Genomic DNA, 15888 nt, shown 5'->3' with positions numbered 1-15888 from the left:
GCGCAACCGCCCGGCAATGCGGACCCGGCACGCTCGGTTCATGACGGAGTCGGCACACCACCGCATGTCACCCCCACAACCCGCCGCACGGGAGTCACGGGACGAGGAGCCGTTCCCCTTCGACACCGCGGGGCAGCTCTTCACCCGGATCACCGAGCGACTCGGTCACCAGCTCAGCCACGTCACACGGAACGGAACCGTGAGAGGACGGAACGGGCCCGTGAGAAACACGAGCGGCGACACCCCTGCCCCGCCCCGCACGGCACCGACCCTCGTCGTCGTCGCCCATGGCAGCCGCGACCCGCGCGCCCTGCGCACCATCACCGCGCTGCTCGACCGGGTCCGCGAACTGCGCCCCGGGCTCGACGTACGGCTCGGCCACATCGAGCTCAACGAACCACGGCTGCCCGATACTCTCGCCGCTCTCGCCGCCCTGGGCGCCGGCCGGGCCGTCCTCGTACCCCTTCTGCTGAGCCGTGGTGTACACATCAAGCGCGACCTGCCCGCGTTCGCCGCCGCCGTCGCGCCCCGGCTGCGCACCCGTATCGCCGCCCCGCTCGGGCCGCATCCGCTGCTGGTCGAGGCGCTGTACGCCCGCCTCGTCGAGGCCGGCTGGGACCGGGACCCGGGCACCGACCCGGCCGGGCACGACGCCGGGATCGTCCTGGCCGCCGCCGGATCGCGGGACCCCGAGTCGGCGGCGGACACCCGCCGTACGGCCCTGATGCTGAGCGAGCGTCTCGGCGGCGTACCGGTCGTCCCCGCCTACGCGTCCGCCGCCTCACCCACTGTCCCCGAGGCCCTGCGCGCCCTCGCCGCCATCGGCCGCCACCGCATCGCGATCGCTTCGTACTTCACCGCGCCCGGATACTTCGCCACCCGCAGCGCCGCCGCCGGATCCGGGCTGGTCACCGCGCCCCGGCTCGTCAGCGCGCCGCTCGGCGCGCACCCCGCGATGGCCCGGCTGCTGCTCCACCGCTACGACGAAGCCCTCGCGGCGCCTCTGACGGAGCCTCTGACGTCACCTGTGATGTCACCTGTGACGCCACCTTTGACGTCACCTCTGAGGGCGCCGCGCCTGGAGAGCCCCGGGGCGAGCCCTGCCGAGACCCCCGATGAGACACCCGCGGAGGGCGGCGTTCAGCTGTCGAGCACGGCCTTCATGACGCTCTTCGCGATCGGAGCGCCGAGCTTGCCTCCGGAGATGTCCGAACGGGAGATGTCCATGTCCGTGGGGTCGATGAAGACCGCGACGGCGACGGAGGCGTCGCCTTTCTGGCCGTAGGAGACGAACCAGCCGTACGGCACCTCCTGGCTGACATCGATCCCGCGCTGTGCGGTGCCGGTCTTCCCGCCGACCGTGACGCCGTCGATCAGCGCCCTTTTCGCGCTGCCCTCGGCGGCGGTGAATTCCATCATCTCCCGCACCTGTTCCGCGGTCTCCTCGGAGACGGCCTGGCTCTTGATCGCGGGTTCGCGCTTGTCCAGGCTGGAGAGATCGGGACCGCGCAGCTCCTCGACGATGTAGGGCTGCATCAGCTTCCCGCCGTTGGCGAGGGCGGCGGTCACCATGGCCATCTGCATCGGGGTGCTGGTGAGACTGCCCTGGCCCATGCCCGTCAGCGCGGTCCCCGGCCGGTCCAGCTTCTCGGGGTAGAGGCTCTTGGTGGCCAGCATGTCCCCGAAGTCGTCCGAGTAGACATCGGCGTTGAACCCGAACTTCTCCGCCGTCTCGCGCATCTTCTCCGCGCCGACCTTGGACGCCGCGTCGAGGAAGACGTTGTTGCAGGAGTACTGCATGGCGGTCTTCAGCGAGGCCCGGTCGCACACCTCGTCGCCCGCCTCACTGCCGATCTTGTTGCTGGAGAGCGGCAGGGGATAGGGAGAGACGGCGTCGGACGGGGCGTCGATGTCCGTGACCACTCCGTGCTCCAGGGCCGCGGCGGCCGTGAGGATCTTGAACGTGGAGCCGGGCGGATAGGTCTCCCGAAGTGCCCGGTTGGCCAGCGGCTTGCTCTTGTCGGCGTCGAGCGCCTTGAATTTGTCGCCCTCCTTGAAGGACAGCCCCGCGAAGACGGAAGGATCGTAGGAGGGCGTGGACACGAGCGAGAGAACCTTGCCGGTCCGTGGATCGAGGGCGACGACCGCGCCCCTGGCGTCAAGATCGGTGAGCCCCTTGTAGGCGGCCTTCTGTGCCTTCGGATCGATGGTGGTGATCACATCACCGCCGCGAGGCTTCTCGCCGGTGAGGACATCCAGGGCGCGCCCGAAGGCGAACCGGTCGTCCTGTCCGCTCAGCACCTTGTCGTATGTCTTCTCCAGCAGGGACATGCCCTGGGCCTGCGAGGCGTAGCCGGTGACCGGGGCGTACACCGGGCCCTCGGAGAAGGTGCGCCGGTAGGCGAACTCCGCGTCCGTGACCTCCCGCGAGCCGGTGACCGGCCGGCCTCCCACGATGATGTCCCCGCGCGGCTGCGAGAACTGGGCGATCTTCACCCGGCGGTTGTTCTCGTGGTTGGCGAGGCTGTCGCTCTGGACGAACTGAAGCCAGTTGGCCCTCAGCAGCAGGCCGAGTACGAGCACCCCGCAGAAGATGGCGATACGCCTCAGCGGCTTGTTCATCGAGCTCTCCTCTCCCACGCACCCGCGCGGTCACCTCCACGCACTCGCACGTGGTCACACATTCGATCTTCCTGATAAAGATGCGACCTATCGGCCGGCGGTTCCGTCGAGCCGGTACGACCCGCGCCCGGGGCCCGCGCCCGGGGAGCCCATGCCCGGACCCCGTTCCCAAACCCCATGCCCGGACCCCGTGCCCCGGGGCCCGCGCAGGTCACCCGCGCCGGTTACCTTCGGGGCATGGCAGGCACCACCGACACCACCACACCGCACTCTCCGGAACCGGCACGCCGGTACGACGACGCGGCCACCGAACGCTGGGCACCCGAGCCCGACAAACGTCCGGGCCGCACCGCTTTCCAGCGCGACCGCGCCCGCGTCCTGCACTCCTCCGCGCTGCGCAGGCTCGCGGGCAAGACCCAGGTGGTGACGCCCGGATCGCGCAGCCAGGAGTGGGACGCCAGCCCTCGTACCCGGCTGACCCACTCCCTGGAGTGCGCCCAGGTCGGCCGTGAGCTCGGTGCGGCGCTCGGCTGTGACCCGGATCTCGTCGAGGCCGCGTGTCTCTCCCACGACATGGGCCACCCGCCCTTCGGCCACAACGGCGAGCAGGCGCTCAACGACTTCGCCGCCGACTGCGGCGGCTTCGAGGGCAACGCCCAGTCGCTGAGGCTGCTCACCCGTATCGAGCCGAAACGTTTCGTCCGCTCCGAGGCGGTGGCCTCCGCCTCGGCGGCCGACGACGCCGGGACCGGCGGCCTGGTCAGCGTCGGCCTCAACCTCACCCGGGCCGCACTGGACGCCGCCACCAAATACCCCTGGCCGCGCGGCGCGCATCCCACCGAGCCGGGCTCGGCGAAATTCGGTGTCTACGAGGACGATCTGCCGGTCTTCAGCTGGGTGCGCAAGGACGCGCCGGCGGGCCGTACCTGCTTCGAGGCGCAGGTCATGGACTGGTCCGACGATGTGGCCTACTGCGTCCATGACTTCGAGGACGGGCTGCACGCGGGCCATGTCGACCCCGCCGCGCTCACCTCCGCGTCCGAGCGGAGCACGATCTGGGCGGTGGCCATCGGCCGTTACGTACCCGCGGGCACGGACCCGCAGGAACTGGCCGCCGCGCTCGACCGGCTGATGGCGCAGGAGTGGTGGCCGCATGCGTACGACGGATCCGCCGTCGCGCAGGCCCGGCTGAAGGACGCCACCAGCCAGCTCATCGGCCGCTTCTGCGAAGCCGCCGAGGGCGCCACCCGCTGGGCGTACGGTACGGGCCCGCTCACCAGGTACGCCGCCGAGCTGGTCGTCCCGCGCGAGGCCCGGTACGAGTGCGCGGTCCTCAAGGCCGTCGCCGACCGCTATGTCATGCAGCGGGCCGAACAGGAGGTCCTCCGCGCCGACCAGCGGATCGTCCTGGCCGAGCTGGCGGGCGCGCTCACGGCCCGCGCCCCCGAGGGGCTCGACCCGCAGTTCCGCGCGCTGTTCGACACCGCCCGCGACGACCGGGCGCGCAAACGCGTGATCGTCGACCAGATCGCGTCACTCACCGACGCGGCGGCCGGCTCCCTCCACGCGGCGCTCACCGGCCGCGGCTCAGCACCGCGCTGACCCGCTCATCAACCTCACCCCGCTCATCAACCTGACCCCGCTCGTCATCGCGATGACACCACTGAGCGGCCACCGCGCACGCATGCCCGCCCGCGCGTCCCCGCGGATGGTCCAATGGGTGGTGCTCCGATGACGGTGGTGCGATGAACGGGTGACATGCGCCCCTCATGCCTCACGGCTCCTGATCACCGGTTGCAGGAGAGTAGCCGGATCACAGCAGTGAGACATGCCCGTGGAGCGCTCCCTCTTTCGCCATCACGCTCCGTGCGGGACGCTCGCAGATGGCGGCAGCGCGAAGAGGAGGCATCAAGTGGTCGACGCACATCGGACATTTGTCATCGTCGGCGGTGGACTCGCCGGGGCCAAGGCGGCGGAAACCCTGCGTGCGGAAGGGTTCACCGGCCGGGTGATCCTCATCGGTGACGAGCGCGACCATCCCTATGAACGCCCGCCGCTGTCGAAGGGATATCTGACCGGCTCCGAGGAGCGGGACAGCGTCTTCGTGCACGAGCCCGCCTGGTACGCCCAGGCCCAGGTGGAGCTGCATCTCGGCCAGACCGTCACCTCCATCGACCGGGACACCCGGTGCGTACATCTCGGCGACGGCGCCTCCGTACGGTACGACAAGCTGCTGTTGGCCACCGGCGCGGAACCGCGCCGCCTCGACATCCCCGGCACGGACCTGGCCGGTGTCCACCACCTTCGCCGTCTCGCGCACTCCGACCGGCTGCGCCAGGTGCTCACCTCCCTCGGCCGCGACAACGGCCATCTGGTGATCGCGGGCGCGGGCTGGATCGGCCTGGAGGTGGCGGCGGCGGCCCGCGGCTATGGCGCCGAGGTCACTGTCATCGAGACCGAGGAGACCCCGCTCCTGCGGGTCATCGGCCCGGAGCTGGGCCAGCTCTTCACTGATCTGCACCGTGAGCACGGCGTACGGTTCCACTTCGGTGTCCGGCTCACGGAGATCACCGGACAGGACGGCATGGTCCTCTCGGCCCGTACGGACGACGGCGAGGACTACCCCGCCCACGATGTACTCGCCGCGATCGGCGCGGCCCCGCGCACGGCCCTCGCCGAGGCCGCCGGTCTCGCCCTCGCCGATCGCGCGGAGGGCGGCGGGATCGTCGTGGACGCGGCGCTGCGCACCTCCGACCCCGATATCTACGCGGCAGGTGACGTGGCCTCCCTACCCCTGCCGGGGTGGGGCGCCCCGCCCTGCACCGACCGGGTGCGTGTCGAGCACTGGGCCAACGCCCTCAACGGCGGCCCGGCCGCCGCCCGCGCCATGCTCGGCAAGGACGTCGTCTACGACCGGATCCCCTACTTCTTCTCCGATCAGTACGACCTCGGCCTGGAATACTCCGGCTGGGCCCCGCCCGGCTCGTACGACCAGGTGGTCGTGCGGGGCGACGCGGGAAAGAGGGAGTTCTGCGCGTTCTGGCTGAAGGACCGCAGGGTGCTCGCCGGAATGAACGTCAACGTGTGGGACGTCACCGAGGACATCCAGCGCCTGATCCGTTCCGGTGCCCGGCTGGATCCGGACGCCCTCGCCGACCCGGCTGTCCCGCTCGGCTCGCTGCCCGCCTGACCTGGGACGGACGGCTCCGGCGGCCCCGGCCGCGTACCGGACGGTCCAGGGATGTCGGTACGTCCCCGTAGAATTCACGCGTGGCCGGCAGGATCAACGATGACGACGTGAAGGCGGTTCGGGACGCGGTCCCGATCGACGCCGTCGTGTCCGACTACCTCCAGCTGCGCAGCGCGGGCGGTGGCAACCTCAAGGGTCTCTGCCCGTTCCACGACGAGAAGTCCCCCTCCTTCCAGGTCAGTCCGAGCAAGGGTCTCTTCCACTGCTTCGGCTGCCAGGAGGGCGGGGACACCATCGCCTTCGTGATGAAGATCGACCATCTCTCCTTCTCCGAGACGGTCGAGCGGCTCGCCGCCAAGGGGGGCATCACCCTCCGGTACGAAGAAGGCGGATACAACCCGGCGAGCCAGCGCGGCGAGCGCACCCGCCTGGTCGAGGCGCACAAGATCGCCGCCGAGTTCTATGTCGAGCAGCTCTCCGGCCCCGAGGCCGAGACCGGCCGGACGTTTCTCGCCGAGCGAGGTTTCGACCAGGCCGCCGCCGAGCATTTCGGCGTCGGTTACAGCCCCGTCGGCTGGGACCATCTCACCCGCTTTCTGCGCGGCAAGGGCTTCACCGACAAGGAACTGCTGCTCTCCGGCCTCTCCCAGGACGGCCGCCGCGGTCCCATCGACCGCTTCCGCGGCCGGCTGATGTGGCCCATCCGCGACATCTCCGGCGAGGTGGTCGGCTTCGGCGCGCGCAAGCTGCGCGAGGACGACAACGGCCCGAAGTACCTCAACACCCCCGAGACGTCGATCTACAAGAAGTCCCAGGTGCTGTACGGCGTCGATCTGGCGAAGAAGGACATCGCCAAGGCCAGCCGCGCCGTGGTCGTCGAGGGATACACCGATGTGATGGCCTGTCATCTGGCCGGGGTCACGACCGCCATCGCCACCTGCGGCACGGCTTTCGGCGGCGACCACATCAAGATCCTCCGACGGCTGCTGATGGACAACGGCAGCGCCCGGGTGATCTTCACCTTCGACGGGGACGCGGCGGGACAGAAGGCCGCGCTGCGCGCCTTCGAGGACGACCAGAAGTTCGCCGCCGAGACCTATATCGCCATCGCCCCCGACGGGATGGACCCGTGCGACCTGCGGCTCGTCAAGGGCGACGAGGCCGTCCAGGACCTGGTCCAGCCGCGTACGCCGCTCTTCGAGTTCGCGATCCGCCAGATCGTCGGGCGGTACGACCTGGAGACCCCGGCGGGCCGGGCGGCGGCGCTCGACGAGGCGGCCCCGATCGTCGCCCGAATCAAGAACGGCTCCTCGCAGCACGAGGTCGCGGTCCAGCTCGCCGGCATCCTCGGCATCCTCGACACCCAGTTCGTGGTCAAGCGGGTCGCGCAGATGGCGCGCTGGGCGCGTGACCGCGGCGGCCGGGGACCGGCGCCCGCCCCGGAGCGCCGCTCGGAGCGCTCGCAGTCGTACGCCACCCCCCCGCAGGGTCCCGCGGGCCCCGCGCTCAACCTCCGCAGCCCCGCCCATCGCACCGAGCGCGAGTTGCTGAAGCTTGCCCTCCAGCGGCCCGAGCTGGTCTCCCCGGCCTTCGACGCCTACGGCGAGGACGAGTTCACGGCCCCGCCGTACGCCGCCGTACGCCGGGCCATAGAAGACGCGGGCGGCGCCGAACAGGGCCTGGAGTCCGCCCCCGAGTATCTGGCGAGGGTCCGTGACGCCGCGCCGAACGACGTGGTGCGCGCCATGGTCACCGAGCTCGCGGTCGAGGTCTTCCACGGCAAGACGATCGACGAGGTCTACGCGGGCCAGCAGCTCGTCCAGGTCAGACTGCGCGCCGTCGACCGCCGTGTCCGCGAGGTGACCGGCACGCTCACCCGGCTGGGCACGCGGTCCGATCCGGACCATTACGCCGCCGTTCAGAAGGAACTGTGGGTGCTTCAGCAGTACGGCCAGTCCCTGCGCAACGACGGCGCCGCCGCCTTGTAGGGCCCCTCCGGGCCTCCGCCCGGTAACGGCACGGTTACGTACAGGGCGCAAAAAGTCACCGCACGCCCCTCGTGGCAGCGATATGTCGTACCCCACACTGGGGTGCGGTGCCTGAGTTCACCGGAGCGCGGCCGGCCTACCGACGGTGGGCGCCTCACCCCCGCGGATCCGCTCATCGTGTACGGGACGGAAGGCGGCCCGGCCGTCCTCGTCCCGCTGCCGTACGCCCCCCGCCCCGAACCGGCAGCGATCACCTGGAGGTCGCCCCCCGTGCAGACCCAGACCCAGACCCTCACCGAGACGTTAGTCGCGCCCCCCTCAGCGCCCCCCTCAGCGCCACCCTCCACCCCCGCACCCCCGCCCGCGCCCGCGCACGCTCCTTCCGACGCGCCCCCCGCCGCGTCCCCCACCGGCCACGCGCCCGCCGTTTCTCCGCAGAGCCGCGCCGCGCACCACCCCGAGACGGTCGTACGGGAGCCGGAGGCCCCGTCTCCCGAGAGCGTCGAGGAGCCGCTCACCGAGCATCCCGTGGAGGTGCCCCTCGTGCCCGAGCCCACGGGCCGGCCGGGCAGCCGTGCCGACACCGGCGGACCCTCCTCCGATCTCTTCCGCCAGTATCTGCGCGAGATCGGGCGAATACCGCTGCTCACCGCCTTCGACGAAGTGGACCTGGCCCGCCGGGTCGAAGCCGGCCTCTTCGCCGAGGAGAAGCTGAGCTCCACCCCCGATCTGGACTCCCAACTGGCCCTCGACCTCGACCGGCTGGTCGTGCTGGGCCGGATGGCCAAACGCCGTCTCATCGAGGCGAATCTGCGGCTGGTCGTCTCGGTGGCCAAACGCTATGTCGGCCGCGGACTGACCATGCTCGATCTGGTCCAGGAGGGAAACCTCGGCCTGATCAGGGCAGTCGAGAAGTTCGACTACGCCCGCGGCTACAAGTTCTCGACCTACGCGACCTGGTGGATCCGCCAGGCGATGTCCCGGGCGCTCGCCGACCAGGCCCGCACCATCCGCGTCCCGGTCCATGTGGTCGAGCTGATCAACCGCGTCGTACGCGTGCAGCGCAGACTGCTCCAGGAGCGCGGTTACGAGCCGACCCCCGAAGAGGTGGGCGCCCAGCTGGAGCTGGCCCCCGACCGGGTCAGGGAGGTGCTGCGGCTCTCCCTGGAGCCGGTCTCCCTGCACGCCCCCGTGGGCGAGGAGGAAGATGTCGCGCTCGGCGATCTGATCGAGGACGGCGACGCCGCGTCCCCCGTCGAATCGGCGGCCTTCCTGCTGCTGCGCCAGCATCTGGACGCCGTGCTCTCCACCCTCGGCGAGCGTGAACGCAAGGTCATCCAGCTGCGGTACGGACTGGCCGACGGCCGGCCCCGCACCCTGGAGGAGATCGGCGGGATCTTCGGCGTGACCCGTGAGCGCATACGCCAGATCGAGTCCAAGACGCTCGGCAGACTCCGCGACCACGCCTATGCCGACCAGCTACGCGGCTACCTGGACTGATACCGCGGCCCCCAAGCCCGAAGCCCCAAGCCCGAAGCCCCATGGCCCAAGGCCCAAGGCCCAAGGCCGAAGCCCGGGCTCGGATCGCCGATCTCCGATCCCCGAAACGGGCGCCGCGCCCGTACCCACCCGAAGGCGGACACGGACGCGGCGCCCATGACGGACACTCACCAGCCGCGCCGGTCAGTCCACTTCGGCGACCGCCTGGGCGAACTGGGCCGCGTACAGCCGTGCGTACGCGCCCTCCGCCGCCAGCAGTTCGTCGTGCGTGCCCTGTTCGACGATCGCGCCGTTCTCCATCACCAGGATCACGTCCGCGTCCCGGATCGTGGAGAGCCGGTGCGCGATCACAAAGCTCGTACGGCCGTGGGCCAGCCGCGCCATCGCCTTCTGGATCAGCACCTCGGTCCGGGTGTCCACCGAACTGGTCGCCTCGTCCAGCACCAGGATCACCGGATCGGACAGGAACGCCCGGGCGATGGTGATCAGCTGCTTCTCGCCCGCGCTGACCCCCGACCCCTCGTCGTCGATCACGGTGTCATAGCCGTCGGGGAGCGTACGGACGAACCGGTCGGCGTGGGCCGCCCGCGCCGCCTCCTCGATCTCCTCACGGCTGACCTCGCGCGCCGCGCCGTACGCGATGTTCTCCGCGATCGTGCCGCCGAACAGCCAGGTGTCCTGAAGGACCATGCCTATCCCGGACCGCAGCTCCGCGCGGGACATCCGCGACACGTCCGTGCCGTCCAGCGTGATCCGGCCGCCCGTGACCTCGTAGAACCGCATCAGCAGATTGACCAGGGTGGTCTTTCCCGCGCCCGTCGGCCCGACGATCGCGACCGTCTGCCCCGGGTCCACCGAGAGCGACAGATCATCGATCAGCGGCTTGTCGGGCTCGTACCGGAACGACACATGCTCCAGCGTGACCCGGCCCTGGGGTTCGCGCAGCCGCTCCACCGCGGGTGCGTCGGCCTCCTGCTCCTCCGCGTCGAGCAGTTCGAAGATCCGCTCGGCGGAGGCGACACCCGACTGCACCAGATTGGCCATCGACGCGACCTGCGTCAGCGGCATGGAGAACTGCCGCGAGTACTGGATGAACGCCTGCACATCACCGATCGACAGCGAGCCGGAGGCGACCCGCAGTCCGCCGACCACCGCGACCAGCACATAGCTCAGATTGGAGACGAAGAGCATCAGCGGCTGCATGATCCCGCTGTTGAACTGCGCCTTGAAACCCGCCTCGTAGAGCTGTTCGTTCTGCTCGCGGAACGCCTCGGCCGACTCGTTCTGCCGCCCGAAGACCTTCACCAGGGCGTGCCCGGTGTACATCTCCTCGATATGCGCGTTCAGCGTGCCAGTGACCTTCCACTGCTGGACGAACTGCGGCTGCGAGCGCTTGCCGATCCGCGCCGCCACCACCACCGACAGCGGAACCGTCACCAGCGCGACCACCGCCAGCAGCGGCGAGATCCAGAACATCATCACCAGCACACCGATGATGGTCAGCAGCGAGTTGATCAACTGCCCCATCGTCTGCTGCATGGTCTGCGAGATGTTGTCGATGTCGTTCGTCGCCCGGCTCAGCACCTCACCGCGCGGCTGCTGGTCGAAGTACGACAGCGGCAGCCGCGACAGCTTCGCCTGGATCTCCTCCCGCATCCGGTACACCGTGTGGTTGATGACCCGGATGGAGAGCCGGGTCGACACCAGCATCAGCAGCCCGGCGGCGACATAGACCACCAGCACGATCAGCAGGACCTCGCCCACGGCGCCGAAGTCGATGCCCTGGCCCGGGGTGAAGTCCACACCCGAGAGCAGATCGGCCATTCCGTTGTCGCCCCTGGCCCGCAACTCCTCGATGGCCTGCGCCTTGGTGACACCGCCGGGGGTGCCTCGGCCGATGACCCCCGCGAAGATGAGGTCCGTCGCCTTGCCGAGGATCTTCGGTCCGACGACCGAGAGCGCGACGCTCAGCACACCGGCCACGAGCATCCACCAGAGGGTGGTCCGCTCCACGAGCAGCAGCCTCACCAGCCGCTTGCCCGACCCCTTGAAGTCCATGGACCGCTGCGCCGGGCCCGCCGTCATCATGCGTCCGCCTGGACCGCTCATCAGGCAGCCTCCGCCTCGGTCAGCTGGGAGAGCACGATCTCCCGGTATGTCTCGTTCTCCGCCATCAGTTCGTGATGGCGGCCCGTCCCCACGATCCGGCCCTCGTCGAGCACGACTATCCGGTCGGCGTCACGGATGGTGGAGACCCGCTGGGCGACGATCACGACGGTCGCCTCGGCGGTCTCCCGCGCCAGCGCGCCGCGCAGCGCCGCGTCCGTGGCGTAGTCCAGCGCCGAGAACGAGTCGTCGAACAGATAGATCTCCGGCCGCCGCACCAGCGTCCGCGCGATCGCGAGCCGCTGCCGCTGCCCGCCGGAGACATTCGTACCGCCTTGCGCGATGGGCGCGTTCAGCCCGCCCTCCAGGGCCGCGACGAACTCCTTCGCCTGGGCGACCTCCAGCGCGTGCCACAGCTCTACATCGGTCGCGTCCGGATTGCCGTACCGCAGATTCGTCGCCACCGTCCCGGAGAACAGATACGGCTTCTGCGGTACGAGACCCACGGTCTTCGCCAGCAGCACCGGATCCAGTTCCCGCACATCCTGGCCGTCGACGAGCACCTTCCCGCCGGTCGCGTCGAACAGTCGCGGAATGAGCCCGAGGAGCGTCGACTTGCCGCTGCCCGTCGACCCGATCACCGCGGTCGTCTCACCGGGGCGCGCCGTCAGCGACACCTCGCGCAGGACGGGCTCCTCGGCCCCGGGGAAGCGGAACTCCGCGTCCCGCACCTCCAGATGCCCGTGCCGGCGCAGCTCCCGCACCGGGTTCTCCGGCGGTACGACGCTCGAACTGGTGCCGAGCACCTCCTCAATGCGCTCGGCGCACACCTCGGCGCGCGGCACCATCATGAACATGAAGGTGGCCATCATCACCGCCATCACGATCTGCATCAGATACGCGAGGAAGGCGGTCAGCGCGCCGATCTCCATCCCGCCGCTGTCGATCCGGTGCGCGCCGAACCAGACGACGGCGATCGACGACAGGTTCACGACCGTCATCACGGTCGGGAACATCAGCGCCATCAGCCGGCCCGTCGACAGCGAGACATCGGTCAGCTCGGTGTTGGCGCCCCGGAAGCGCTCCTTCTCGTAGTCGTCCCGTACGAAGGCCCTGATCACGCGGTTGCCGGTGATCTGCTCGCGCAGCACCCGGTTCACGGTGTCCAGCCGGGTCTGCATGGTCCGGAACAGCGGCCGCATCTTCCTGACGATGAGGCTCACGGATATCCCGAGCAGCGGTACGACGGCCAGCAGCACCGACGACAGCGGGATGTCCTGGCCGAGCGCCAGGACGATGCCGCCGACACACATGATGGGCGCGGACACCATCAGCGTGAACGACATCAGGACCAGCATCTGGACCTGCTGGACGTCATTGGTGGTGCGAGTGATCAGCGAGGGGGCACCGAAGTGACCCACCTCACGGGCGGAGAAGCTCTGCACCCGCTCGAAGATGGCGGCCCGCACATCCCGGCCGAGGGCGGAGGCGGTCCGCGCGCCGTAGTACACGGCGCCGATATTGCAGATCACCTGGACGACACTGACGGCGATCATGATGCCGCCGAACCGCAGGATGTAGCCCGAGTCCCCCTTCACGACACCGTTGTCGATGATGTCGGCGTTGAGAGTGGGCAGATAGAGGGTGGCGCACGTCTGCATCAGCTGGAGCGCCACCAGCAGGGCTATCGGTCTCTTGTACGGGGCGAGATGGGCTCGCAGAAGTCGTAGCAGCACGCGCAGTCTTTCGGGGTCGGCTCGGAATGAAGGGTCGCGAGAACGGGGATCAGCCCCCATCTTGCGGTACCGCCCCCGTCTCGCCCCATGGGTTAATGTCCAAGGACGGGTCAAGAACGCGAACGTGCTCCGGCCGCCCCGAAGCACTCCCGGGCGCGCCCCACGTCCATCGGCCCGCCCCGCGGGCCGCCCCGCTGAGCCGGCCCGCACCGTCGGCCCGGTCCGCTCAGCCGCCGTGCCCGAAGGCCCCGGGGTGGATCTGCTCCCGCGTCGCCGTGTACTGCTGCCGCACCGCCGTGCCCACGGCCGCGTCCTCACCCGGCTCGAACACCTGGGCCGCCGCGCCCTGCCAGGCCGGCGGGTTGTGCGGGGAGAGCGACCCCTGCGAGACACCGAGCGCCCAGGCGGCCTGTCGCGCCGCGCCGATCGCGGTGTAGTCGGCGGGCTGCGGTACGACCACCTGCGCCCCGAAGATCGCCGGAGCCAGGGCCTGTACGGCGGGCAGCTCGGCGGCGGCGCCCAGCAGGAACACCCGCCGCACCTCCACCCCCCGCCCGCGCAGCACGTCCATGGCGTCGGCGAGCGAGCAGAGCATCCCCTCGAACGCGGCCCGCGCCAGATGCTCCGGCTTCATCGACTCGCGCCGCAGCCCGGTCAGCGTGCCCGCCGTGTGCGGCAGCCGCGGGGTCCGCTCGCCCTCCAGATACGGCAGGAACACCAGCCCCGAGGAGCCCGGCGTGGAGCTGAGCGCCAGCTCGGACAGCTCGGCCAGCTCCGCCGTGCCCAACAGCTCCGCCGTACCGCGCAGCGCCCTGACGGCGTTCAGCGTGTGCACGACGGGCAGATGCATTCCGGTGGCGTCCGCGAAGGAAGTGATCATTCCGGACGGGTCGGCCGCCGCCTCGTGGTGGACCGCCATCACCGATCCGGACGCCCCCAGCGACACCACGGCGTCCCCGACCGCGACACCGAGCCCGAACGCGGCGGCCATCGTCTCGCCGGTCCCCGCCGAGATCAGCAGCCCCTCGGGGGTGGTCCCTGCGGTGTCCGCGGGGCCGAGGACCTCGGGCAGCGCGGCCTGGTGGCCGAGCGCCAGCTCCACCAGATCCGGCCGGTACGCCCCGGTACGCGCGGACCAGTACCCGGTCCCGGAGGCCCCGCCCCGGTCGGTCGTCCTGCGCGCCGGACGCCCCAGCAGCTGCCAGACCAGCCAGTCGTGCGGCTGGAGCACCAGCGCGGTGCGCCGCGCCGCCTCGGGCTCGGTTCGCGCCAGCCAGCGCAGCTTGGCCACGAGCTGACCCGACTGCGGTACGGACCCGACGGCCTCGGCCCAGGCGTGCCGCCCGCCCAGCGCGTCGACCAGATCGGCGGCGGCGACCTGCGCGCGCTTGTCATTGCCGACCAGCGCGGGCCGTACGGGGTTCCCCTGCTGGTCCAGCGCCACCAGGCCGTGCTGCTGCGCCGCCACCCCGATGGCCTGCACGCCCTCCAGCAGCCCGCCCGACGCGGCCTCGCCGAGGGAGAGCAGCCAGGCCTGCGGATCGACCTCGGTGGCTTTGGGCTCGACCGGATGGGCCGCGTACCCCTGCCGCAGCACGGCACCTGTGTCCGCGTCGCAGACGACGACACGTGTGAACCCGGACGAACTGTCCAACCCGGCGACTATTCCCATGACACCCGATTCTGCCGCACGCGCCACGCCAGTAGCGCTGCCGGGACGCCCCGGGTGTCCTGATCCGGGTCAGGTATTGCTCGTACCCCAGTCGTCCTGGCCGTTCTGACTGCGCTCGCGCAAGGAGCGGACACGCTGGGCGACGGAGTCGGGGAGCTTGTCGCCGACCATGCCGTTCACCGAGTGGTACGCCTTGCCCGCGAGCTCGCGGCCGGTCTGCGCGGCGGACTCGGCCGCGTTGCGCACCGCCGGGTTCTGCGACACCTGGCGGGCCGATTTCTTGAGCTCCTCGTAACGCTCCCGGCCGGCGCGGGTCCCCAGGACATATCCGCAAGCCAGTCCCGCGATGAATGTGAGGCGGTACCGCATGGCTGCCACCCTTCCCTCTCGGCGTCGGAGTCCCCAGCGTCAGCGTCGGACCATGGGTCTGTGCTCTGCGCCTACCCCGCCGGGGCCCGGGATCACCCGGCGTGCCCCGGGTCGATACCGATTGGCAAAGCACCCCCCTGCTTGCGCTAATGTATGTGTCGCAGCGAACGCGCGCCGCCCGGGAGGACCGGGGTAGGTACGTTCGGTGCAGACGCAGCAATCCCCTGTAGCTCAATTGGCAGAGCAGCCGGCTGTTAACCGGCAGGTTACTGGTTCGAGTCCAGTCGGGGGAGCGCGATCCCCTGTAGCTCAATTGGCAGAGCATTCGGCTGTTAACCGGAGGGTTGCTGGTTCGAGTCCAGCCGGGGGAGCGGCAGTGCGAGGAGGGCCCTTCGGGGTCCTTTTTCGTGTGCCCGTTCTCACTCCCCGGTACTCCGCCGACCGGGCGTCCCGCCCCTTTTGGGTACCTCTTACGGATCTACTCCGCGGTTCGTGGAACCGGACGGCGCATGGCGAAGTCCTCATGGTCAGAGGATGCCGACCATCCGAGGCAGGAGATCGTATGAGCGGCTATGCTGCGGCAGACGGGCGCGCACAAATGTGCGCGACACGCCGTTAGGGGCGGTAGCTCAGCCGGTTAGAGCAGCGGACTCATAATCCGTCGGCCGTGGGTTCGAGTCCCACCCGCCCCACGCATGCATCTCC

Annotated in this window: 9 protein-coding genes, 3 tRNA genes and 1 pseudogene; 8 read left to right on the top strand and 5 right to left on the bottom strand. The window is 70.2% G+C overall.

Going from position 1 to position 15888, the window contains the following annotated elements:
- Positions 1-40 precede the first annotated feature (40 nt).
- A pseudogene (locus ABTZ59_RS00940) lies at positions 41-1027 on the top strand (sirohydrochlorin chelatase); the annotation flags it as partial.
- Positions 1028-1140: 113 nt separating this feature from the next.
- Here ABTZ59_RS00940 and ABTZ59_RS00935 read toward each other — a convergent pair.
- Entirely contained in the window at positions 1141-2622 is a 1482-nt protein-coding gene (locus ABTZ59_RS00935; RefSeq protein ID WP_351387546.1) for a peptidoglycan D,D-transpeptidase FtsI family protein, read from the bottom strand.
- Positions 2623-2859: 237 nt separating this feature from the next.
- Between ABTZ59_RS00935 and ABTZ59_RS00930 the strand changes: the two genes are divergently transcribed.
- The 4 genes from ABTZ59_RS00930 to ABTZ59_RS00915 all read left to right on the top strand — a co-directional run bounded on the left by ABTZ59_RS00930 (position 2860) and on the right by ABTZ59_RS00915 (position 9300).
- Positions 2860-4224, top strand: a complete 1365-nt coding sequence (locus tag ABTZ59_RS00930; RefSeq protein WP_351387541.1) for a deoxyguanosinetriphosphate triphosphohydrolase — start codon at positions 2860-2862, stop codon at positions 4222-4224.
- Between the two features lie 310 nt (positions 4225-4534).
- Positions 4535-5812 carry an NAD(P)/FAD-dependent oxidoreductase gene (locus tag ABTZ59_RS00925; RefSeq protein ID WP_351387536.1) on the top strand — a complete coding sequence of 426 codons (1278 nt, stop codon included), beginning with the start codon at positions 4535-4537 and terminating at the stop codon, positions 5810-5812.
- 80 nt (positions 5813-5892) lie between these two features.
- On the top strand, positions 5893-7800 hold the full coding sequence (dnaG, locus tag ABTZ59_RS00920) for a DNA primase (protein ID WP_351387531.1): 1908 nt from the start codon (positions 5893-5895) through the stop codon (positions 7798-7800).
- A gap of 102 nt (positions 7801-7902) precedes the next feature.
- Entirely contained in the window at positions 7903-9300 is a 1398-nt protein-coding gene (locus ABTZ59_RS00915; protein ID WP_503001689.1) for an RNA polymerase sigma factor, read from the top strand.
- 183 nt (positions 9301-9483) lie between these two features.
- Here the strand turns inward: ABTZ59_RS00915 and ABTZ59_RS00910 are convergent, their stop codons facing one another.
- The 4 genes from ABTZ59_RS00910 to ABTZ59_RS00895 form a co-directional block, all read right to left on the bottom strand.
- Positions 9484-11409, bottom strand: a complete 1926-nt coding sequence (locus ABTZ59_RS00910; RefSeq protein ID WP_351387527.1) for an ABC transporter ATP-binding protein — start codon at positions 11407-11409, stop codon at positions 9484-9486.
- Positions 11409-13142 carry an ABC transporter ATP-binding protein gene (locus tag ABTZ59_RS00905; RefSeq protein ID WP_351387523.1) on the bottom strand — a complete coding sequence of 578 codons (1734 nt, stop codon included), beginning with the start codon at positions 13140-13142 and terminating at the stop codon, positions 11409-11411. The genes ABTZ59_RS00910 and ABTZ59_RS00905 overlap by 1 nt, the downstream gene beginning before the upstream one ends.
- A 226-nt stretch (positions 13143-13368) precedes the next feature.
- Positions 13369-14814: an FGGY family carbohydrate kinase gene (locus ABTZ59_RS00900; protein ID WP_351387518.1), complete on the bottom strand. Its 1446-nt coding sequence runs from the start codon at positions 14812-14814 to the stop codon at positions 13369-13371.
- A gap of 69 nt (positions 14815-14883) precedes the next feature.
- Positions 14884-15183, bottom strand: coding sequence for a YtxH domain-containing protein (locus ABTZ59_RS00895; RefSeq protein ID WP_351387513.1), 300 nt, complete (start codon positions 15181-15183; stop codon positions 14884-14886).
- Positions 15184-15403: 220 nt separating this feature from the next.
- Between ABTZ59_RS00895 and ABTZ59_RS00890 the strand changes: the two genes are divergently transcribed.
- The 3 genes from ABTZ59_RS00890 to ABTZ59_RS00880 all read left to right on the top strand — a co-directional run bounded on the left by ABTZ59_RS00890 (position 15404) and on the right by ABTZ59_RS00880 (position 15875).
- Positions 15404-15476, top strand: a tRNA-Asn gene (locus ABTZ59_RS00890).
- Between the two features lie 5 nt (positions 15477-15481).
- Positions 15482-15554, top strand: a tRNA-Asn gene (locus ABTZ59_RS00885).
- 247 nt (positions 15555-15801) lie between these two features.
- Positions 15802-15875 (top strand) — tRNA-Ile (locus tag ABTZ59_RS00880).
- The last annotated feature ends 13 nt before the right edge of the window (positions 15876-15888 follow it).

The organism is Streptomyces sp. NPDC094034, from assembly GCF_040303865.1.
GTDB lineage: Bacteria > Actinomycetota > Actinomycetes > Streptomycetales > Streptomycetaceae > Streptomyces.
Note: the sequence above shows the minus strand (reverse complement) of the source record. Positions and strands in the feature narration are given on the sequence as shown.

Excerpts from the sequence above, each read along its gene's own strand:
- ABTZ59_RS00935 (WP_351387546.1), bottom strand. The coding sequence starts at position 2,622 with ATGAACAAGCCGCTGAGGCGTATCGCCATCTTCTGCGGGGTGCTCGTA.
- ABTZ59_RS00930 (WP_351387541.1), top strand. The coding sequence starts at position 2,860 with ATGGCAGGCACCACCGACACCACCACACCGCACTCTCCGGAACCGGCA.
- ABTZ59_RS00910 (WP_351387527.1), bottom strand. The coding sequence starts at position 11,409 with ATGAGCGGTCCAGGCGGACGCATGATGACGGCGGGCCCGGCGCAGCGG.
- ABTZ59_RS00900 (WP_351387518.1), bottom strand. The coding sequence starts at position 14,814 with ATGGGAATAGTCGCCGGGTTGGACAGTTCGTCCGGGTTCACACGTGTC.
- ABTZ59_RS00895 (WP_351387513.1), bottom strand. The coding sequence starts at position 15,183 with ATGCGGTACCGCCTCACATTCATCGCGGGACTGGCTTGCGGATATGTC.